We start from the raw sequence: 21,084 nt of genomic DNA, 5'->3' as shown, positions 1-21,084 counted from the left end.
CAGCCTGGCCCGCACAATGGACCGGTGAACAGGTCCAAAGAGCCGGTCCTCGACAGGTCCAAAACCGCCGGGGCCGACTTCCTGCAGCTCGACACCGCCGACGCCCCGGCCGGCGGGCTCGCCGACTGGCTGGCCCGGCGGCTGCGCCGGGCGATCACGGACGGCCGCCTCCCCCCGGGCAGCCGGCTGCCCGCCACCCGCGTGCTCGCCGCGGAGCTGAAGGTCTCCCGAGGGGTCGTCACCGACGCCTACCGGCGGCTCACCGAGGAGGGCCAGATCGCCGGCCGGGGCAGGGGCGGCACCGTCGTCGTCGCCACCCCCGCGCCGCCGCCCCCGCCGGCCGGGCCGCCCGCCCCGGTGCCCGCCCTGTTCGACTCCGCGCCCGTCCCCGAGAGCTTCGACGCGCTGCGGGCCACTCCCGCCCGGATCGACCTCTCGCCCGGCGTACCCGACCTCGCCGCCTTCCCGCGGGCCGCCTGGCTGCGCGCCGAACGCGCCGTCCTCGACGGGCTCCCCGCCTACGAGTTCGGCTACGGCGACCCGCGCGGCACCCCCGCGCTCCGCCTGGCCGTCTCACACTGGCTCGCCCGTAACCGGGGCATCCGCGCCGACCCCGACGAGGTCCTGATCGTCGCCGGTGCCGCCCAGGCCCTCGCCCTGCTCGGCCAGGTGTTCGGCCGGGCCGGCATCACCGAGGTCGCCGTCGAGGACCCGGGCTCGCTCGGCACCCGCCAGCACCTCGGCCACTGGCTCGCCGCGACCCCGCCCGTCCCGGTCGACGCCGACGGCATCCGGATCGACGCGCTGCGCGCCACCGGCGCCCCGGCCGTGCTGCTCACCCCCGCCCACCAGTTCCCGGCCGGGGTGGTGCTCGGCGGTGAACGGCGCCGCGACCTGCTCCGCTGGGCCGGCGAGGGCGGCCTCGTCATCGAGGACGACTACGACGCCGAACACCGCTACGACCGCGCCCCCGTGCCCGCGCTGCGCGCCGTCCTCCCTGAACAGGTCTGCTACACCGGCAGCGTCTCCAAACTGCTCGCCCCCGCCCTGCGCACCGGGTGGCTGCTCGTGCCGGCCCGCCACCGCGAGGCAGTCCTCGCCGCCAAACGCTTCGCCGACCTCGGCAACGCGGCCCTGCCGCAACTGGTGCTGGCCAGGCTCATGGAGACCGGCGAGCTGGAGCGCCACCTGCGCCTGCTGCGCCCGCGGCACCGGCGGCGCCGGGACGCCATGATCGCCGCGATCGGCGCCCACCTGCCGGGCGCCGTCGTGCACGGCGCGGCGGCCGGTCTACACCTGATGGTCACCTTCCCGGCCGGGCTCGACTGCTCCGACACCGAACTCGCCACGGCGGCGCTCGCGCACGGCGTCAAGGTGCAGCCGCTCTCCTGGCACGCCAGGCTGCCGCACCCGCCCGGGCTGGTGCTCGGCTACGCGGCCGGCGCGCCGGGCGACATCGCCGAGGGCGTCGCGGTGCTCGGCCGGTTGTTAGGGCGGATGGGGTAGCGGGGGCGCGTCGCGCCCGGCCCGGCCGGGCCGGATCCCGATAGCCTGGCGCACCGGATCGCCCGGCCCCCGCCGGTCCCCGTTCCGTCCGCGTTCAGTCCCCGCTCCCTTCTCCATCCGCCCCGAGCCCCGTGCTCAGCCCGATCTGTCGGACGCCCCACCGTCCGGCGCCCCACCGTCCGACGCTCTGCCCGTCCGACGCGCTGTCCGTTCCAGCCCTGTCTGTGCCAAGACCTGTGTCAAGCCCCGTCCCCTACCCGGGAGGCCCGATGCCGTCGCTCCGGCGGACCGTCCGCTGCGCGGGGCTGGCCCTGCTGCTGACCGCCCTGACCCCGGCCCCGGCCGGTACGGCGCGCGGCACCCACCGGCCGCCGCCGCCCATCGCGGAGAGGAACACCCCCATGCCGACCGAGGACTCCCGGCTGCTCGCCGGCCGGCGGATCGTCTACTCCTACCCCGGCCCGACCCCGCCGCCTGCCCTGATCCAGGCAATCCGCGAGGGCCGGGCGGCCGGCGTCATCCTGTTCGGCGACAACACCGCCGTGACCGCCCAACTCCACGCCGCTGTCGAGCAGATGCACCAGGCCGCCGCCGAGGCACCGGGTGGCCGGCCGCTGCTGCTGATGACCGACCAGGAGGGCGGCAAGGTCCGGCGGCTCCTCGGTGCACCCGAACTCTCCGCCCGCCGGACCGGGTTGGCCTCCGACCCGGTCGGCGAGGCCGCCCGGTCGGGCGCCGGCGCCGGCCGCAACCTCGCCGACACGGGCCTGAACACCAACCTCGCCCCCGTCCTCGACGTCTACGACACCCCCGACAACTTCATCGACCACTCCGAACGCTCCTACGGCCAGGATCCCTCCGTGGTCGCCACCTTGGGCGCCGCCTTCCTCACCGCCCAGCAGGGGCTCGGCGTCGCCGCCACCGCCAAGCACTTCCCCGGCCTCGGCTCCGCCGCACGTGACCTGAACACCGACCTGGGCCCCGTCACCCTCCCGGTGCCGCTCGCCGAGCTCCGCGCCCGCGGCGAGGAGCCCTACCGCGCCGCCATCGCCGCCGGCGTCCGGCTGGTCATGACCTCCTGGGCCGTCTACCCCGCTCTCGACCCGGCCCGCCCGGCCGGCCTCTCGTCCGCCGTCGTCCAGGGCGAACTCCGCGAGCGCCTGGGCTTCCAGGGCGTCACCATCACCGATGCCCTCGAAGCCGGCGCGCTGGATTCCTTCGGCGACACCCCCGCCCGGGCCCTCGCCGCTGCCGGGGCGGGTATGGACCTGCTGCTCTGCTCGGCCCGCGACGTCGGCCAGGGCGACGCCGCGGCCGCCGCCCTGGCCGACGGCCTGGACAGCGGCCACCTGGACCGCCGGGCCTTCCTCGATGCCCTCTACAGGATCGACACCCTGCGCTCCTCCCTTGCCGGGCGCGGCCGTTAGAGTGAGGAGCGTACCGGGGAGCAGAACCGAGTGAGGGGCCCGTGGCCGTGGAATGGGTGCGACTGAAGCTCGACCTGGAGGCGTTCGACGGGGCCCGGTTCGCGCCGTACCTCGACGGCGCCCGGCAGGCCGGGATCGTGTTCACCACCATGGCCGCCGTCGGCGACACAGCCGAACACCGACGCGCCCTCTACGAGTTGAACAAGACCTGCGCCGCCGACATCCCCGAGCGGGTGGTCAACCCGGCTCCCTCATAGGACAGTTCGGGCGGGGTGGCGGGGCAGTGGGCGACAGACAGCAGGCGGGGCCGGATGGCCGGGCCCGCCGAGGATCGTCTCGCCCCGGGCCTCGCGGTGCCTGGTCGCTCGGCAATCCCGCCACCCCGATGCTCCACCACCCCGATGCTCCGTCAGTCCGTCAGTCCGTCAGCCTGGTAGCCCGTCGCCTCCTCACTCAGCGTCGAGCAGTTCGCGCAGGTCCAGGAAGCGGTAGCCGCGGGCGCGGACGGCGTCGATGATCAGTGGGAGCGCCTCGGCGTCCAGGCACCGGTGGTCGGGGCTCTCGTCGGGTGCGCCGACGTGGAGTTGGAGGATCGCGCCGGGCACGAGGGCGGCGAGCGCGCGGTCGACGGCCTTGGCGGTGGTCATGCCCCCGGCGGGGCCGAGGTAGCCGTTGGTGTCGGCGGTGAACTCGAGGTCGGCGAAGCCGAGAGCGTTGACGTCGGCGATCCGCTGCGGCGTCGTCTCGCTGTAGGGGAAGCGGAAGACCGGGAGTGGCTCGGCGCCCGAGGCGGTTCGGATCGCGGCGTCGGCGCGCAGCACCTCGGCGCGCGCCTGCTGCGGGCCGAGGTCGGCGAAGAACGGGTGGCTGTAGGAGTGGTTGCCGAGGCCGTGCCCGGCGGCGGCCACCGCGCGGACGGCGTCCGGATGCTGCTCGGCGAACTGCCCGGTGGGGAAGAATGCGGCGGGCGCGGCACGCTCGCGCAGCTCGGTGAGGACGGTGCCGAGCCCGGTCTCGTCCCAGGCGGCGTTGAAGGTGAGCGCCACGACCCGGTCCTCGGTGGGGAGCCGGCGGACCTCGCCGCCGAGCAGTGACGCGGGCGGCGCGGCGACCGCGGTCAGCGTGAGGGCGGCGGTCACGGCGGCGGCGATCGCGAGGAGACGTTTCACGCCGGCTCAACGCCGGCGGCCGGTCAAGGACACGGGTTCGAGCCGGTTCGGGTGTTGCGGTCGGCCCACCAGGCGGGGAGGGCCGGGATCGCGCCATCGAAGGCTGCTTTCCGGTCTGTCCGGTGAGTCGATGCCGGATCGACGGCCAGGCGTTCGAATCGTGTGCGAGGGTGGCGGCACGCCACATGTGAAATGTCACATGTGGTGCTATGAGAAATTGGGAAACGGAGAACCGCATGAACCGAATCACTCTGCTCGCCGCGGGCGTCGCCGGCGCGGCGACCCTGCTGGCCGTTCCGGCCGAGGCGGGTGCGACCACTGCGACGACCACGGCCACGACCGTCACCTGTGGTGCGGCCGGGCTGCAGGCCGGGCTGTCGACCAAGGTGTGCGCCGAGGTCACCGGCGACGGCGTCCAGTTCTACGGGCAGGTCGCCCTGGCCGGGCCGCCGAGCCCGGGTGGTCCGCAGCCGCAGACCCGCGAGCTGCTGACCGGGCTCTCCGGGCAGATCGTGGGCGGCGCCTCGCTCGGCTCGGTGAACGGGCGGACGCTGTTCACGGCCAGCACGGTGCAGGTGCGGGGTGTCGGCGGCACGGTGCCGTGCGGGTCGACCGTGCACGGCAGCTTCAGTGTGGCCGCCTACCCGTGGAACCCGGCGCCGGTGACCGTGGACGTTGTGGTCCCGTGCTGATGACCGGCCGGTAGTGCGTACGGCGGGGCCCGGGAGGCGGCGGACTCCCGGGCCCCGCCCGTTCGGCTGCGAATACTCGGCCGGAGAAGGTGCGGCTGCGGGCGATCGCGGGCGCTGCCCGCGGGCTCGGGCGGTCGCGATGCGATGACGACTTGAAGAATTCTTCATCCGCAGGGGATGATGCTCCACGGCCGAACCGGCCGAACCGGCCGAACCGGCCGAACCGGCCGAACCGGCCGAACCGGCCACCGGCCGGTGGCGGCACCGGCCACCGCCCATCGGGTACCCCGCCCACCGGGCGCCACGGTGCGCAGGCGAGCACCAGGGAGGGAGCGGACGATGCCGGTCCCGCTGTACCAGGCGAAGGCGGAGTTCTTCCGCACCCTCGGGCACCCGATCCGCATCCGCGTGCTGGAGCTGTTGCAGGACGGGCCGAGGCCGGTGCGCGAGCTGCTGGCCGAGATCGAGGTCGAGCCGTCCAACCTCTCCCAGCAGCTCGCGGTGCTGCGCCGGACCCAGCTGGTCACGGCCACCCGCGAGGGCAACACCGTGGTCTACGCGCTGAGCACGCCGGACGTGGCCGAGCTGTTGCGCGCCGCCCGGCGCATCCTCACCGACCTGATCACCGACCAGGGCGCGCTGCTCACCGAGCTCCGCTCGCCCGGTGCCCGCGCCGTGCAGGCCGCGGACGCCGGGCGCGCCGCCCGCACGACCAGCAGGTGAGAGCCGGGAGGGCGGCGTCCCACACCCGCCCGGACCAAGCCCACGCGGCACGACCGCCCGACCCGAAGGAGAACCCGGCCATGGCCGACGGCATCAGCGACGAGAAGAGCAGGCGCAAGGCCATGCTGATCCGCGCGGGCATCTACATCTTCGCCACACACCTTTTCGCCGGATTCGTCATCCTGCTCTTCACCCTCGGCGACCGCCACTGAGGTGGTGCCCCTGATCGGGGGCACGACCGTCACCGAGGCTGTGACCATCGCTGAGGCCGTGGACGTCACCGAGGCCGTGACCATCGCTGAGGCCGTGACCGTCACTGACGTACCGGCGGGTGGTGCTGGTCCACGCGTGGACGCCGTCGACCAGCTCCCGGGTGCCGTTCAGATACCAGTGGCCGGCCGGGTGTCGGAGCAGCAGGCGCCGCCGGAGGGTGTCGCTCTCCTCCCTCAGACGTGCGACCCGGGCACGGACCGCCGCCGCGGCCTGGGTGCGGGTGCAGCCGCGGATGCGTTGCAGGGCCAGCACGGTGTTGAAGGCCACTGCCGCCTGGCGCTCCTCCCGCTCCAGTGAGTACAGGTCGTTGATGAGCGTCGCCGCGTCGGCGGTGTGCGCCCGCAGCCGGTGCAGCGCGGGGTCGGCGTGCAGCCTGGCCGGCGCCTCGGCGCCGTGGACCCGCTCCAGTATGTTCATGAACGGGTAGAGACAGCTGGCGTGGCGGCGCAGCCGCACGGTCTCCGGCAGGCCGGGGGAGGTGCGCCCGGCCCGGTGGGCGGACTCGGCGAGGAAGGTCTCCAGGCAGGACCGCCACTCGACGGTGCTCCGCCCGCGCCAGGCGGGGGACATGGCGTCGCACTGGCGTTGCCACAGCTCCCGCCACGAGTGCAGCAGCGGCGGGTCGCCGGCCGCGGCTGCCGGGGCGTCCCCGTCCAGGACGGCGAGCAGCGGCTCGACGACGGCGTGCGCCTCCGTCGGCCGGCGGCCGGGAGGGCCGTCGAAGCGGTCGTCGAGGATGGTGAACCAGCCGAGCACGTCGACCAGCAGGTCGAGTTCGGCGCCCCGGGCCCGCGGGTAGGAGTGGCCGATCAACGCGGGGAGCGCGTAGGCCTGGTAGCGCGGCAGCTCGGCGGGGGAGAGCAGACGGTGGTGGAGCGCCCAGTCGGCGTGCCGGTCCGTGGCGGTGCGCAGCTCGCCGGGGAGGCGGCGACGGGCGGCCGCGGCGGGCAGGCGAGGCGCCGGGTACGCGGGCCGCGCCGGCCGCGGTACGGCGGCGACGGCCGGTGCGGCCGTGCCCGGTGTGGCGGCCGTGCCCGGCGCGGTTGCCGCGGCGGCTTCGACGGCTGCTGCGGCGGCCGGTCGCGAGGTGGCGGGCCGTGCGGCGGCCGGCCGTACGGTGGGCGCCTTCGGTGCGCCGGGGGTCTCGCGCGGGGCGAGTCGGACGCGTAAGCCCTGGGCCTGGACGGTGGTCCAGACCACCTCGCGGGCCCGGGTGCCCGGGACCGCCGTCGGCCGCCAGCGGCGCAGGATCGCGGCGGCGGCCACGGTCAGCTCCGCCCAGGCGAACGCCTCGCCGATGCACTTGTGCTTGCCCGCGCCGAACGGCAGAAACGCATGCCGGCCGGCGCTCGCCGTGCCGCCGCCCCCGTGCCGCCGGCCGGGCTGGAAGCGCAGTGGATCCGGGTAGAGCAGCGGGTCACGGTGCAGCGCGGTGAGGCTGTAGAGCAGCTCGGTGCCGGCCGGGATCCGGTACGGGCCGAGCTCGACCGGCACGCCTGCGGTCCGCATCAGGAAGGCGTTCGGCGCGTGCAGCCGGACCACCTCCCGGGTGACGCTGCGGGTGTACGTGAGCCGGGCGAGCGCCTCCGGGGTGGGGACGGTGCCCGGTGGGAGGTGCTCGTCCAGCTCGGCGAGGACGCGGGCCTCCACCCGGGGGTGCCGCAGCAGCTCGTCGATCAGCCAGGTGAGCGTGGTGGAGACGGTCTCCGTGCCCGCGCCGAACATGGTGATCGCCTCGGAGCGGACGTCCGCCTCGGTGAGCGGGCGGCCGGTGGCCGGGTCGCTCGCGGCGCGCAGCAGCCCGGGCAGAGTGGTGTCCGCGGTGCCGCCGGACCGCCCGGAGCCGTCGGCCGGGCAGCCGGTCGGCCGCGCAGCGCCGTTGACGGCCTGGTCGACCACCTGGTTCAGCACCCGGACGGCAGCGTCGAACCGCCGGTTGAGCGGCAGCGGCAGCCGGGCGAACGCCGGGTGCGGGTAGAGCGACTGGACGATCTGGCCCTTCACCATGTCGGGCAGAGCCCGGTGGAAGGCGAGCGCGGCGTCCTCGCTCAGCCGCGCGTCGAACAGCGTCCGGGTGACGATCTCCAGTGCGAGGTGGTTCATCTCCATGGCGACGTCGAGGACTTGGCCCGGCCGCCAGCGTGCGGCGCGCTCCTCGGTGACCTGGTGCATCACCGCGAGGTATCCGGCCATACGGTCCGGGCCGAATGCGGGCTGGACGACCCGTCGGCGGTCGCGGTGCGCCTGGCCCTCGGACATCAGCAGGCCGTCGCCGAACGCGGTCTTGAGGGTGTCCTGGACGGCGCCGCGCGGGCAGTCGTGGGCGAGCGTCACCAGCAGGGTGTGCACCAGGCGGGCGTCGGTGACCACACAGACCGTGCGCGGCCCGAGCCGGATGCGTACGACGCCGCCGTGGCGGGAGAGCGAGCCGAGGAAGCCGAGCGGATCGCGCAGCAGGGCGGGGGCGTGGCCGAGGCCCGGGAGCGCGCCCGGCGCGAGCGGGGGAGCGGCCGAGGCGGCCGGCCGGGGGGCGCTTCCGAAGGGAACGATCGGTCTACGAAGCTCGGTCGTCAGGGGCATGACATCACCTCTCATCAGGGGGACCGGCGCGGCGGGCCCGCCGGAGCCGCCGCCGCGACAGGCGGGATCCGAGGGCCCCCGACCAGGGCGGACCCCCACGCACGCCGTGAACAGAGGGGCGCACGCCATAGCAAACGCGCCGGTCCGGCGAGCGTTGCGCCATACCTCGGGGGATCACTCCATCGGCGGATCGAGCGCGCCGTCCCCAGGACTCGGCGCGCGGGGTGGGCGAGTCGGGCGGCGGAGGTGTGGTAGGCGCGCCGGCCGGTGGGCGGTGCGGCCGGGGGAGGGTGCTGAACCGTTCCCGCGCCGTCAGGCCCGGTGGCGCGGCGGAAAGTCGGCGTCCACCCGGTCGAGCCATCGGTCGGCCGCCGCGGCCAACCCCTCGGCGGCCTCGACGGGGTGCTCGAACCACTCCTCCCAGTCCTCCACCACCTCGCCCGCCACCTCGACCTCCACCATGGCCCGCCACGGCGGCCCCCAGCGCAGGTCGAACCCGCAGCGGCGCGGGAACCCGAGCGCGCAGACCACGAGCAGGCCCGGCGCCTCGACGAAGCCGGTGACGGTCGCCGCCACGATCGGGCCGGTGCGGTGGTACTCCAGCCCGGCCCCGGTCCTGCCCGCCCGCACGCCGAGTCCGGCGGCAGACCGGCGCAACCGGCCGGCGGCGAGGGCGAGTGCGGCCTCGACGGCGGGGGCCTCGGCCTCGGTGAGGGCGGGGAAGACCCAGCGCGGGTCGCCCCGGTCGAGCGGGATCGTCCCGGTCTCGGTATCGGTCTCGGTCTCGTTCACGGGCGGAGTCTGGCCGGGGGTGGACGGTGTCCGCAACCGGCCCTCGGACGGGACGGCCGGCGTGGTGGGTACCCGCATCATGCCCGCGACCGGGCGCCCGCTTCCGTGTGCAGGGCCTGACCTGGGCGGACGGCCTCGGCCGAAGGCGCGTCCGCCCTTGCCTCCCGGGCAGGGTCCTTCGGCCCTCGGCCGGAGGGCCCCCGCCGGTCCAACATGGTCCGGGACCCGTCCGGTCGGTCCGACGCCCGTCAGTACGGCCCGCGATCCGTCCGTACGGTCCGCAACCCGTGTGCACGTCCGGAACCGAGGAGGAGCCTGATGACCCGTCCGGGCGGCCTCACCCGTGGGCGGTTCGGCATCCATGTCGATCCGGGCGGCGGTGTCGGCCCTGCTTGTCCGCCGCCGCCACGACGGGCACGAGGGCCACGACGGCCTGATTGCGCCGGTGGAGACGGCCTTCTGACGGGCAGGACATGATCGGGTCGGGGCCCGGGCCCGGGGCAGGCAAGCAGACGAGCGACGACAACCACGCGACGAGAACCACGCGACGAGAACGCGAGCGACGAGAACCCAGGCGACGAGTAAAGAACGACGAGTACACCCACCGACGGGCACACCCGAAGCAGAAGGCGGAACAGGACCATGGACTGCGAAGAAGTCATGCTGACCGTCCGGATCACCGCGGCCGAGCGGGCGCTGCTGCGCGCACTCGCGCGCGGCCACGGCAGCGACGTGTCGGAGGTGGCGGCGGACGGCCTGCTCGACGTCATCCCCGCGCTGCACGGCGACGCCGCCGCGCTCCGGCTGACGCGCGTCCTGGCCCGCCCCGCACCCTGCGCCGTCACCCTCTGGCTGCCCTCGCCCGTCGCCGACCTCCTCCCGCTGCTCGGTGACCGGGTCGCCCTGGACTGCGGGCTGTCGACCTGTCCGGCGAGCGCCGCGCTCGCCGCCGCGTTGCGGCTCTGGCTGGCCGGCGACCCGGCCCGGCTCGCCGCCTCCCTCGCGACCATGCACGCGCCGAGGGCCTCCCGGACCGCCGTCCCCCTGCTGGATGTGGCGGCCTGAGTGCCCTCTCCCGCCGCCGGCGTGGTCACCCGGCCCCCGGTCCGCGGCAGTTTGTGCACGGCAGCACGGCAGCACGGCACTACGGCAGCACGTCGGGCTGCGCGCACGGGCGTGTCCCGCTGCTCGGCCGGGACGTCGGAGACCCCCCGTCCGGAGGCTGCCGTGGCAGCCGGAGTGACGCTTCGTCGGAGGTGTCCCGGAAGGTCTCCCTGAACGTCTCCCTGAACGTCTCCCGGATTGCTTCCCGGGTGGTGTCGCGGGTGGTGGTGCGGGTGTGCACGGTGAGTTCGAATGGCATGTCCGGGGCGGGAAGTCTGCTGGTCAGGGCTCTGGTCAGGGCTATCTGGCGGGTCTAGCATTCCGGTCACGGCAGCCGGAGCCCGGACCCCCCGGGCGGCCCGGCCGGGTGGCCGCCACCACCTCCTGTCGGGGAGCGCGTACCCCCCGAGCGCGCTCCCCGGCACCGCCGCGCGCCGACTGCTCTGGGCCGCTCGCGGCCGGACGGGGCGGCACGATCATCATCGCCGGATCCCCCGGCCGGGCTGACGTCTGCGCCCGGTCGCGCCGGCAGCCGCGCCGCTCGTGGCAGGCCGTTTCAGGCCGTTGCACGCCCAGCACGGAACCTCTCCCGACGGCCGTCCGGCCGGGCGCCGCGGCCGCGTGTACCGAAGCCGGACGGAACGGGCCCCAGTCCGTGTGCGACCGGAGCCACCGTCAGGCCCGGAGAAGGGCCGGTGGCGGCGTCCGCGGCCGGGGCCGCCGATCCGCCTGATCGAATTTCGAAAGAGGTTTCTGTTATCCCCTCCCGTCGTGCCCGGTCTCCGTGGTGTCGGAAGGCCCGGCAGCCACGTTGCGTGGCGCGGGCCTCGTACCGAGGACAGGAGAGAGCGCGATGGGACACCGGAGCACGGAACACCGGCGCAAGCGGCGCACGAGGTCGGGGCGCCGCACGGCGCTGCTGGCGGTGGCGGTGGCGGCCGGACTGGTCGCGGGCGCACTGGGCATCCAGACCGCGCTGGAGCCGGCCGCCGTTCGGGCGGGCGTCACGGCGGCGGTGGACGGATCGGCCGACCGGGCGGAGGCGGGCACGGCCGGAGTCGTCGCCGACGACGGCGGGCCGGGGGAGACCGGTACCGCCGAGGGTGCCACCCAGGCGCCCGCCCCGAAGCGTGATCAGAAGGCCGCGCCGCTGCACGAGATACCCAAGGACCAGCCGGAGCGCGGTCTGGTCTATGCCGGTCTGACCCTGCCGACCGGCGACCGGTGCGCCGGTTCGCTGGAGGTGACGGGCGGGCAGCTGTGCAGCCACGGGCCGGACGCGCCGCCCAAGGAGGTGGACATCCACAAGGACGTCCCGCCGGTCGCCGCCGCGGCTGCCCAGGTACCGGCGCTCACGCCGCCGGCCGACGCCCAACCGCCCGCCGCCGCCGACCTGTTGAAGGGTTCGGTGCCCGTCCTGGACGCCGGCCAGAAGGCGCTGCTCAGCGACGCCGGCACCCCGGCGGCGGGCGCCCCCGCGGCGCCGCAGCAGACGCCCGCCGCCGGCTCCGCCGTGGTCTGCGACGGCGACGGCAGCGCCGGCAACCGGGTCCAGGTGGTGTACGTCCACACCGCGAGCAGCGACCGCTTCGCCCAGTACCTGCCCTCGTTCAAGAAGTGGGCGGCGGAGGTCGACACCATCTACAACGCCAGTGCCCAGGAGACCGGCGGCGTCCGGCACGTCCGCTTCGTCACCGAACCCGACTGCACCGCCTCGGTGTTGAACGTGCAGATCTCGGACTCCGAGATCGGCGACTTCAACGCGAGCAACCGCGCGCTCGCCGCGCAGGGGTTCAACCGCAAGGACCGCAAGTACATGATGTTCACCGACGCCAAGGTGTACTGCGGCATCGGCACCTTCGCGGGCGACGAGCGGCCCGGCCAGGACAACCTGAGCAACTTCGGTCCCTCGTACGGCCGGACCGACTCCGGCTGCTGGGGCGGAAACACGGCGGCCCACGAACTCGGCCACAACCTGGGTGCGGTGAGCAACAGCGCACCCAACTCCAGCAAGGGTGGCCACTGCGTCGACGAGTGGGACCTCATGTGCTACTCGGACACCCCGTACTACCCGGCGATGAAGACGGTCTGCCCGGACAACGCCAGTGACAGCCGGCTCGACTGCCGTCACGACGACTACTACAACACCGCGCCCGCGCCCGGCAGTTACCTGGCCACGCACTGGAACGTCGCCAACAACCGTTTCCTGATCGCCGGCGGCGGTACCGGCCCGAACCCCACCCCGACCCCCACGCCCACCGCGACGGCCTCGCCGACCCGCACCCCGACCGGCACGCCGACCGCGACGCCGACCCGTACGCCGAGCCCGACCCCCACGGCCACCGGGGGCACCCCGAGCCCGACCGGGACCCCGTCGCCCACCGGGAGCACCACCCCGACCCCGACCCCCACCCCGACCGCCACGCCGACCGGCGGCACCACCGGCCCTGACACGACGGTCAGTCAGATCACCCAGAACTCGGTCGTGCTGAGCTGGCCCGCCGTCCCGGCCGCCGCCGGCTACGACGTGCTGCTGAACGGCCAGGCCATCGGCACCGTCCGCGCCACCGTGGTGGGCCTGGTCCGGCTCGCCCCCGGCACCTCGTACACTGTGGCCGTCGCCGTCCGCGACAGCGCGGGTGCGGTCTCCAAGCCCGGCCGCGCGGCCACCTTCCGCACCCTCGCCGACGCCGGCCGTCCGCAGCCCGGCGCCAAGTACACCCTGGTGAACGGGCTCACCGGGCAGGCCGCCGACCTCTGGGGCAGCTCGCTGAACGACGGCACCGTGGCCATCGCCTACCAGCGCACCGGTTACGCCAACCAGAAGTGGACCTTCGAGGACGCCGGATCCGGCGCGGTGCGGATCAAGTCCGCCCGCTCGGACAAGTGCCTCCAGCTCGGCGGCGGCCCGGTGGCCGGCCAGTACCTCGCCCAGCAGCCCTGCTCCGACGCGGCCGCCCAGAAGTGGACGCTCACCGCGTCGGGTGGTGGGTTCACCCTGAGCGCCGAGGGCTCGACCCTGGTGCTCGGCGTCAGCAACCGCTGGTACTACGGCGGTTGGCTGCTGGAGCTGCAGAAGCCCAACGGTCAGGCCTACCAGTCCTGGTCGCTGCAGAAGACCTCCTGACCTGACCTCGGGCCCGTCCTCGAACACCGCTCTGCCCGAGGGTGTTCGAAGACGGGCCCAGGCCCGTTGACACCCACCCGGGTGCGGCCGCCGCCCGTGTCACCGCGGCGGCGGCCGCACCCGGGTCACCCCCACGAGGAACCCCGCCATGCGTACCCGACCGCTCGCCGCCGCCCTCGCCCTCGCCGGGGCGGTCGTCCTCGGACCCGCCGCCCTCCCCGCCGCCGCTCACGGCGACACCGTCCACCTCGACGTCACCGGCCAGGAGGGCGGGCACGTCACCACCGTCGCCACCTTCGAGAACGACCACGAGCCGGTCGTCGAGGAGTTCGCCGGATCACTCTCGGCCACCTCCGCCGACGGCCGCTCGGCCGGCCCGTGGCGGCTGGTCGCCGTCGCCGGCCACCCCGGCTCCTACACCACCCGGGAGATCCTGCCGGCCGGCCACTGGCGGATCAGCGTCGACTGCGCCTTCCCCTCGCTCGGGCACGGCGAGCGTGAACTCGACGTCGAGGCGGCGGCCATCACCGACCCGCCGCTGCCGACCCCCACGGCCGCCGTGCCGACCCCGACGACCACGGCCGCGCCCACCCAGGCCGTCACCGCCGCGCCCACCCCGGCCGTCACCGTCGGCCCCACCCCGGCCCAGGGCGCCGGCCCGTCCGGCACCGTCGGCCCCACCCCGGCCCAGGGCGCCGGCCCGTCCGGCACCGCCGCGCAGCCCCCGCAGCGGTCGGAATCGGGCAGCACTCCGGACGCGGCCACCTGGGCGGCCATCGGTACCGCCGTCGCGGCCGTCTTCCTGGTCAGCCTCGGCTACTGGCTTCGCCGCCGCTGCCGCAGGAGCTGACCCGCAGCCCCACGGAGTGATCCGCGGCCCGGTGGAACCGATCGTTCCCGTCCGGCAGTCCCCACTGTCACCGGACGACGACCGAGACGTCCGACCAGGCAAGGGAGCAACCGCATATGAAGAAGGTCCTGATCACCGGTGGCGCGGGTTACATCGGCAGCACGGTGGCGTCCGCGCTGCTCGACCAGGGCATCACGCCCGTCATCCTCGACGACCTGTCCAAGGGCCGGGCGGAGTTCGTCGAGGACCGGGCGTTCTACCAGGGCGACATCGCCGACGGCGCGCTGCTCGACCGGATCTTCGCCGAGCACCCGGACATCGACGCCGCCCTGCACTGCGCCGCCCGGATCGTCGTCCCGGAGTCGGTCGCCAAGCCGCTCTTCTACTACCGCGAGAACGTGGCCAAGACCGTCGAGCTGCTCGACTCCCTCCAGCGCAACGGCTGCACCCGGGTCGTTTTCAGCAGCTCGGCCTCCATCTACGCGCCCACCCCGGACGCCCGGGTGGACGAGACCTGCGCCGTCGACGCGAACAGCCCGTACGCGCGCACCAAGCAGATGATGGAGCACGTCCTCCAGGACTGGACCCGGGGTGACGGCGCCGAGGGGATCCGCGTCATCGCCCTGCGGTACTTCAACCCCGTCGGCGCCGACCCGCAGCTGCGCACCGGCCTCCAGGACCTCAACCCCACCCACGCGCTCGGCAAGCTGATCGAGGCCCACACCAGCGGCACGCCGTTCACCGTCACCGGCACCGACTGGGCGACCAGGGACGGTTCGGGCATCCGCGACTACATCCATGTGCAGGACCTCGCCGAGGCCCATGTCGCCGCGCTCATCCGCTTCGACGAGGTGGTCAAGCCCGCCGCCGCCGACCGCTACCGGGTGATCAACGTCGGCACCGGCGAGGGCACCACCGTCCGCGAACTGATCGCCGCCTTCGAAGCGGCCGCCGGTACGAAGCTCGACGTCCGCGAGGCCGACCCGCGCCCCGGCGACGTCATCGGCTGCTACGCCGCCGTCGACACCGCCCGCGAGCTGCTCGGCTGGACCGCGCGGCGCACCATCGCCGAGGGAGTCACCGACGCCCTCGCCTGGCGCGCCAAGTGGTCGGCCCGCCTCGCCTCCGCCTGACCCAACGGGGCCCCGGCCCGGCGCCCGCCTGGCCCTGTGCCCGCCCGCCACCGGCGCCCGTCCGGCCCGGCGCCCGTCCGGCCCGGCGCCCGTCCGGCCCGGCGCCCGTCCGGCCCGGCGCCCGCCCGCGACCGGGGGGCGCCGGGCCGGATGGCAAGGGCGGTGGTGCCCGAACCGGCCGTCACCGGCTGAGAGCGAAGGCCTGTCGTCAGGCCCGGCCGGCCGCCTTCTGGGAGCGGCGGGCCAGCGAGTCGATGACCACCGCGGCCAGCAGCACCGCGCCGGTGACCATGAACTGGATGGCGTTGCTGAGGCCCTCGATGTTCATCCCGGACTGGATCGAGCCGATCACCAGCGCGCCGAGCAGGGCCGACCAGGTCGAGCCGCGTCCGCCGAAGAGGCTGGTCCCGCCGATGACGGCCGCTGCGATGGCGTTCATCAGCAGGTTGCCGCCGCCGGAGGTCTGGCTGGCCGACTGGATCTGCGCGGCGAGGAAGAGACCGCCGACGGCCGCCATCGTGGAACAGATCATGAAGACGCTGATCCGGATCCACGAGACGTTGATACCGGCCCGGCGGGCGCCCTCGATGTTGCCGCCGAGCGCGAAGACCTGCCGGCCGTAGCCGGTGCGGCGCAGCACGAAGTCCAGCACCACGATGAAGATCAGGAAGATCAGGAGCGCCAGCGGCAGCCCCTTGTACTGGTTGAGCGTGTAGGCGGCGAGGAAGGCGATGATCGCCAGCACCACGGTCCGTACCGCGATGTCCGACGCGGGGCGGGACGGCACGCCCGCGGCCTGGCGGCGTCGCGCGTCGAACAGCGAGGCCCCCAGGAAGATCAGGACGCCGATCGCCGCCGCGCCGTAGGCGGCGATCTGCTGCCCGTAGATCGTGCTGTAGAGCCGGGAGACGATGTCGTTGCCGGGCAGGTTGACCGTGCCGGTGGTGCCGAGAATCTGCAGCATCAGGCCGTTCCAGCCGAGGTTACCGGCGAGGGTGACCACGAAGGCGGGGACGCCGACCTTGGCGAAGAAGACGCCCTGGATGCAGCCGACCACCGCACCGCCGACGAGGGCGGTGAGCAGCGCGACGTACTGGTTGACGCCGTCGGTGACACTCAGGACGGCGTAGATCGCCGCGCACAGGCCGCTGACCGAGCCGACCGAGAGGTCGATCTCGCCGAGCAGCAGTACGAAGACCACGCCGATCGCGATCATGCCGGTGCCGACGATCTGCTGGGACAGGTTGGAGAGGTTCTGGGCGGAGAGGAAGCTGCTGTCGAGGCTGCCGAACACGGCCCAGATCACGATCAGGGCCAGCACCACCGGCAGTGAGCCGAGTTCGCCGCTGCCGAGGCGGCGGCGGAACTCGCTCAGGTACCCCTTGATGCCCTCCTGGCGGACGATCAGCCGGGGATCGACGGCTGGGGTGGCCTCGGCCGCCACCGGGACGGGCGCGTTGACGCCGCCCTTGGGCATGCTGTCCTCGGGCAGCGGGACGTGGTGGCGCTCGGGCTCGCCGCCCCCAGGGCCCCCGGGAAAGTTCTCGCTCACTGGGAATCCTCCTGGCCACGGGCCTTCCGACGGGTCACGGCGTTGTCCGTGGCTCCAGTGATGGCCGAGATGATCTCTTCCTGGTTGGTGTAGCGCCTGTCGAAGACCCCGTTGTTGCGGCCCAGGCGCAGCACCGCGACGGTGTCCGCGACGGCCATCACGTCGGCCATGTTGTGGCTGATGAGGATCACGCCGTGGTCCTGTTCGCGGAGCCGCTCGACCAGGTCGAGGACCTGGGCGGTCTGCTCGACCCCGAGGGCTGCGGTGGGTTCGTCCAGCATCACGACCTTCGGTGAGCCGATCAGCGCGCGGGCGATCGCGACCACCTGGCGCTGACCACCGGAGAGCGAGGCGACGGGGATCCGCACGCTGGGGATGCGGATGGACAGGGTGTCCAGCAGCGTGCGGGAGCGCTTCTCCATCGCGACCTCGTCGAGGATGGTGAAGTGCCGGATCTCGCGGCCGAGGAAGAGGTTCCCGACCACGTCGAGGTTGTCGCAGAGCGCGAGGTCCTGGTAGACGGTGGCGATGCCCAACTGCTGGGCGTCCTGAGGGCGGTGGATGGCGACCGGCTTGCCGTGCCACTCGATGACGCCGTCGTCCGGCTGGTGCACGCCGGCGATCGCCTTGACCAGCGTCGACTTGCCGGCGCCGTTGTCGCCTACCAGTGCCAGGACCTCGCCCGCGTGTACCTCCAACTCGATGTCGGTGAGCGCCTGGACGGCGCCGAACCGTTTGGAGACCCCGCGCAGGGCCAGTACGGTCTCACCTGCCACAGTGACCAACTCCCTTGCCCCGTCTCCGGCTTGGAGACGGGGCATGCTCGTGACGGGGTAGCGTCGGGCTACTGGAGGCCGGCCGCGGTGCAGGCGGCGGCGTAGTCCGGCGTGCAGATCTGGGCGACGGTGTAGAGGCCGTCCTGGACCACGGTGGTCTTGATGTTGTCCTTGTTCACGACGATCGGCGTGATCAGGTTGGCCAACGTCTTGTTGTTGCTGCCGTTGGTCGCCGTCGTCGGCACGACACTGGGGCTGAGGGACGCACCGCTGGCCAGGCCGACGGCCATCTCGGCCGCGGCGTCGGCCTCCGGCTTGAATGGCTTGTAGATCGTCATGGTCTGGGTGTTGATCAGGATGCGCTGGATGGCGTCGAGCTGGGCGTCCTGACCGGTGAGCGGGACGTTGATCCCGGCCGCCTTCTGCGCGGTGGCGACGCCGGCGGCCATACCGTCGTTGGCGGAGTAGATGCCGACGACGTTGTTCGCACCGATCGCGGTGATGCCCGCGGCGGCCTCCTGGTTGGCGGTGTTCGGATCCCACTGGGGAGTGTCGTACTCCTTGCCGATCTTCAGCTTGCCGTCGATGGCGCTGTGTGCGCCGGCCTTGAAGTCGGCCGCGTTCGGGTCGGTGGGCGAGCCGTTGATCATGATGATCTGTCCGGCGTTGGCCTTGTCGCCCACCGCTGCCACCAGGGCCTGGCCCTGCAGCTGGCCGACCTTGTGGTTGTCGAAGGACACGTACGTGTCGACCGGGCCCTGGGCCAGGCGGTCGTAGGAGACCACCTTGACACCCGCGTCGTGGGCCTTCTGGACGGAGGACTGGATCGACTTGGAGTCCACCGGGTCCAGGATGAGGACCTTGTCGCCCTTGGTCAGGGCGGTGTCGACCTGGGTCTGCTGGGTGGTCGCGTCCTGGTTGGCGTTGTAGTAGTCGATCTGCGCGTCCGGCGCCAGTTCCTTGATCTTCTGTTCGATCAGCGGGCGGTCGAACTGCTCGTACCGGGTGGTCTTGGTCTCCGGCAGCAGCAGGCCGATCTTGACCGCCCCGACCGAGGTTCCGCTCGCGCTGCCCGAGGATGTGCTGCCGGTCGACTGCTTGGCGCTGCCGCAGGAAGTCAGGCCGACTCCGACGGAAACCACTGCGGCCACCGCGAGGGCGCGGCGAAGAGCGATGCTCATGAGGATGCCTCTCCGGTTGAGTCCACCCCCGCCTACGAGTCTGTGAACACCGGGCCGTCCCCACGATTCGGATTGCGCCGAACGGGTACGGCGGGTACCCCGGACGGCCGCTGCCGGAGGGCCCGTCGTCGTCCGCCGGCCGCGACGGCCCGCGGACCGCCGTGTCCGCGGGCCGGACGCGGCCGGGCGTCGTCGTCCACCACCGGACGGACGGCGGGCCCTCCGGTCAGAGGAGCGTCTGCCGCCAGTCCCACGCGGTGACCGTGGCTCTGCCCGGGTCCAGGGCGGCGCCCCGGCGGCGGGCCACGGATGCGGGATCCAGGGCCCGCCGCAGGGCCTCGTGGAGGGCCTCCCGTTCGGACCGCGCGTGGACGGCGCAGATCTGCCGGCCGTTCCCGGTGTTGTCGGCCACCGGGATCTCGACGATCCAGAGCGGCCCGGCCGACTCGGCCCGGTTCGGACGGGTGGCGGGGGAAGTGCGGCCGGAGGTCCAGGGCACTTCGGAGGCAACAGCGTCCACGGATGGCACCGCCTGTTCGGGGGCTCCTTCCGCCCTCGGCGAGGGTGCTCGGCAGGAGGCCGTCTCGTGTTCCGGTGCGTCGCACCGGACTCGGGCGGTGCGGCCCCCTGCTGCACCAGAGGTCCCGCCATCTAAACCGGCCCGGGCGCCGGCGTCAATGGTCTAGGCCTTTACGGCGGGTCGCTGCACGTCGGCCCCCGGCGTGTCGGGGGTCCCGGGCGTGTCGGGTGCGCCCGGTGCGCCGGGCCCGGCGTCGTGGCCGCCGGCGAAGTACGGGGACTTGCGGACCCACCGGGCCCAGGCCGCGGCCGGCAGCCCGGAGCCGATCATCAGCGCGGGCACCAGCAGCTGGAACCAGCCGTTGTCGGCGCTGAGCTCGAAGTGGTCGGCCGAGCGGTAGAACGTCCAGGCGAGGTAGCCGCCGACGGCGAGCAGCACGGCCGCGCCGAGCAGCGGTGCCACCACCGCCCGCAGGCCCTCCCACGGGGAGGTGCGCAGCAGGTGGCGGAAGCGCACCGCGGCCGCGACGGCGGTCAGCGCGTAGGAGAAGGCGACCACGATGCCGCTGGCGTTGACCGCGGCGGAGATCAGGTCGCTCACGGTCGGGACGGTGAGCGAGGCCAGGGCGATCGCGGTCGCCAGCACGCTGATCAGGACCGTGCCGGTGGCGGGTGTGGCGAACCGGGGGTGGAGCCGGGTCCACACCGGGCCGAGGGTGCCGTCGCGGCCCATGGCGAACATGCCGCGGGCGGTCGGGATGACCGAGGCCTGGAGGGAGGCGGCGGCGGAGAGGGTGAGCGCGACCAGCGGCAGCGCCGCGAGCGGCTGGCCGGCGAGCTTGGCGCCGAAGTAGCTGAGGCCCTGGGCGCCGTTGCCGGCGAGCTCGTCCAGCGGCAGGACGCGCTGGAAGGCGGTGCCGGCGAGGAGGAGCAGCAGCATGATCATCGTGAGGGCGATGAACCCGCCCCGGGAGGCGTCGCGCGGGTCCCGGACCTCCTCGCCGATCGAGAACACCGACTCGAAGCCCCAGTAGCAGAACACCGCCAGCACCATGCCCTGGGCCAGGGCGGAGAGCGAGGGGATGGCGAACGGGTTGTACCAGTCGAGCGAGAACGGCTGGTCGCCGGCGACCAGGCCGTAGCCGCAGAAGCCCAGCAGCACCGCGTACTCGAAGACCAGCAGGTACTTCTGCAGCCGGGCGGCGAGGTCGAGGCCGCGGACCGCGACGACCGTGGCGGCGGCCAGCACCGCCAGGCCGATCAGGGTGGTCTGCAGGGTGGAGTCCGGGTCGAGGGCGAGGCCCGCGAGGCGGTGCAGTCCGGCCTGGCCGGCCAGTTGGAGGACGGCCGAGCCGGTGACCGCCGTGGTGTAGGCCATGAAGAGAAGCGTGCCGACGAGGCTCGCCCAGCCCGACAGGAAGCCCAGCCAGGGGCTGAGGGTGCGGCCGACCCAGCTGTAGCTGTTGCCGGCGTTGGGCTCGACCCGGCTCAGCCGGCCGTAGCCGCCGGCGATCGCGAGCACCGGCAGGAACGCCAGCAGCGTCAGCGCCGGCAGGTGCAGGCCGACCACGCCCGCCGTCAGCCCCAGGCCGATGCCGATGCTGGTGGTGGCCGCCGTGGTCGAGGCGGCGATGACCACGCCGTCCTGGATGCCGACCGACCTGCGCATGGTCGCGTGGG

General features: G+C 73.9%; 18 protein-coding genes. 10 read left to right on the top strand and 8 right to left on the bottom strand.

Features of this window, described 5'->3' with window-relative positions:
- Positions 1-24: 24 nt before the first annotated feature.
- The 3 genes from pdxR (at position 25) to ACZ3YO_RS30425 (ending at position 3,190) form a co-directional block, all read left to right on the top strand.
- On the top strand, positions 25-1,506 hold the full coding sequence (gene pdxR, locus ACZ3YO_RS30435) for a MocR-like pyridoxine biosynthesis transcription factor PdxR (protein ID WP_465575641.1): 1,482 nt from the start codon (positions 25-27) through the stop codon (positions 1,504-1,506).
- Between the two features lie 269 nt (positions 1,507-1,775).
- Complete coding sequence (locus ACZ3YO_RS30430) at positions 1,776-2,933, top strand: glycoside hydrolase family 3 N-terminal domain-containing protein (protein WP_465575639.1); 1,158 nt, start codon at positions 1,776-1,778, stop codon at positions 2,931-2,933.
- A 47-nt stretch (positions 2,934-2,980) separates the two neighbouring features.
- Positions 2,981-3,190: a hypothetical protein gene (locus tag ACZ3YO_RS30425; RefSeq protein WP_465575636.1), complete on the top strand. Its 210-nt coding sequence runs from the start codon at positions 2,981-2,983 to the stop codon at positions 3,188-3,190.
- A 192-nt stretch (positions 3,191-3,382) separates the two neighbouring features.
- Here the strand turns inward: ACZ3YO_RS30425 and ACZ3YO_RS30420 are convergent, their stop codons facing one another.
- A complete protein-coding gene (locus ACZ3YO_RS30420) occupies positions 3,383-4,102 on the bottom strand; it encodes a polysaccharide deacetylase family protein (protein ID WP_465575634.1) in 720 nt (239 codons plus the stop codon).
- Positions 4,103-4,338: 236 nt separating this feature from the next.
- Here ACZ3YO_RS30420 and ACZ3YO_RS30415 point away from each other — a divergent pair, with 236 nt between their 5' ends.
- The 3 genes from ACZ3YO_RS30415 (at position 4,339) to ACZ3YO_RS30405 (ending at position 5,729) form a co-directional block, all read left to right on the top strand.
- Positions 4,339-4,794: a hypothetical protein gene (locus ACZ3YO_RS30415; protein WP_465575631.1), complete on the top strand. Its 456-nt coding sequence runs from the start codon at positions 4,339-4,341 to the stop codon at positions 4,792-4,794.
- Positions 4,795-5,133: 339 nt separating this feature from the next.
- On the top strand, positions 5,134-5,517 hold the full coding sequence (locus ACZ3YO_RS30410) for an ArsR/SmtB family transcription factor (RefSeq protein ID WP_465575629.1): 384 nt from the start codon (positions 5,134-5,136) through the stop codon (positions 5,515-5,517).
- A gap of 80 nt (positions 5,518-5,597) precedes the next feature.
- Positions 5,598-5,729, top strand: a complete 132-nt coding sequence (locus ACZ3YO_RS30405; protein ID WP_396322195.1) for a DUF6126 family protein — start codon at positions 5,598-5,600, stop codon at positions 5,727-5,729.
- Here the strand turns inward: ACZ3YO_RS30405 and ACZ3YO_RS30400 are convergent.
- A complete protein-coding gene (locus ACZ3YO_RS30400; protein WP_465575625.1) occupies positions 5,707-8,370 on the bottom strand; it encodes a cytochrome P450 in 2,664 nt (887 codons plus the stop codon). The genes ACZ3YO_RS30405 and ACZ3YO_RS30400 overlap by 23 nt on opposite strands.
- Before the next feature lie 312 nt (positions 8,371-8,682).
- A complete protein-coding gene (locus ACZ3YO_RS30395; protein ID WP_465575622.1) occupies positions 8,683-9,162 on the bottom strand; it encodes a hypothetical protein in 480 nt (159 codons plus the stop codon).
- A gap of 642 nt (positions 9,163-9,804) precedes the next feature.
- Between ACZ3YO_RS30395 and ACZ3YO_RS30390 the strand changes: the two genes are divergently transcribed.
- From ACZ3YO_RS30390 to galE, 4 genes are all read left to right on the top strand, one after another.
- A complete protein-coding gene (locus tag ACZ3YO_RS30390) occupies positions 9,805-10,227 on the top strand; it encodes a hypothetical protein (RefSeq protein WP_465575620.1) in 423 nt (140 codons plus the stop codon).
- 892 nt (positions 10,228-11,119) lie between these two features.
- The gene (locus ACZ3YO_RS30385; RefSeq protein WP_465575618.1) at positions 11,120-13,393 is read left to right on the top strand and encodes an RICIN domain-containing protein; all 2,274 of its coding nucleotides are present in this window, start codon (positions 11,120-11,122) and stop codon (positions 13,391-13,393) included.
- A gap of 148 nt (positions 13,394-13,541) precedes the next feature.
- The gene (locus tag ACZ3YO_RS30380) at positions 13,542-14,243 is read left to right on the top strand and encodes a hypothetical protein (protein ID WP_465575615.1); all 702 of its coding nucleotides are present in this window, start codon (positions 13,542-13,544) and stop codon (positions 14,241-14,243) included.
- A 116-nt stretch (positions 14,244-14,359) separates the two neighbouring features.
- Positions 14,360-15,376, top strand: coding sequence for a UDP-glucose 4-epimerase GalE (gene galE, locus ACZ3YO_RS30375; RefSeq protein ID WP_465575613.1), 1,017 nt, complete (start codon positions 14,360-14,362; stop codon positions 15,374-15,376).
- A gap of 208 nt (positions 15,377-15,584) precedes the next feature.
- Here the strand turns inward: galE and ACZ3YO_RS30370 are convergent, their stop codons facing one another.
- The 5 genes from ACZ3YO_RS30370 to ACZ3YO_RS30350 all read right to left on the bottom strand — a co-directional run bounded on the left by ACZ3YO_RS30370 (position 15,585) and on the right by ACZ3YO_RS30350 (position 21,073).
- On the bottom strand, positions 15,585-16,853 hold the full coding sequence (locus ACZ3YO_RS30370) for a sugar ABC transporter permease (protein WP_465575748.1): 1,269 nt from the start codon (positions 16,851-16,853) through the stop codon (positions 15,585-15,587).
- A gap of 71 nt (positions 16,854-16,924) precedes the next feature.
- Complete coding sequence (locus tag ACZ3YO_RS30365; RefSeq protein WP_465575610.1) at positions 16,925-17,749, bottom strand: ATP-binding cassette domain-containing protein; 825 nt, start codon at positions 17,747-17,749, stop codon at positions 16,925-16,927.
- 23 nt (positions 17,750-17,772) lie between these two features.
- Entirely contained in the window at positions 17,773-18,885 is a 1,113-nt protein-coding gene (locus tag ACZ3YO_RS30360; protein ID WP_465575607.1) for a sugar ABC transporter substrate-binding protein, read from the bottom strand.
- Between the two features lie 226 nt (positions 18,886-19,111).
- Positions 19,112-19,405 (bottom strand): hypothetical protein, encoded by a 294-nt coding sequence (locus ACZ3YO_RS30355; protein WP_465575605.1) that lies wholly within the window; start codon positions 19,403-19,405, stop codon positions 19,112-19,114.
- Between the two features lie 162 nt (positions 19,406-19,567).
- A complete protein-coding gene (locus tag ACZ3YO_RS30350; protein WP_465575602.1) occupies positions 19,568-21,073 on the bottom strand; it encodes an APC family permease in 1,506 nt (501 codons plus the stop codon).
- Positions 21,074-21,084 lie beyond the last annotated feature (11 nt).

Source organism: Kitasatospora sp. NPDC022785, from assembly GCF_055561295.1.
The sequence above is the reverse complement of the archived record's forward strand: the minus strand, read 5'-3'. Positions and strand labels throughout refer to the sequence as shown.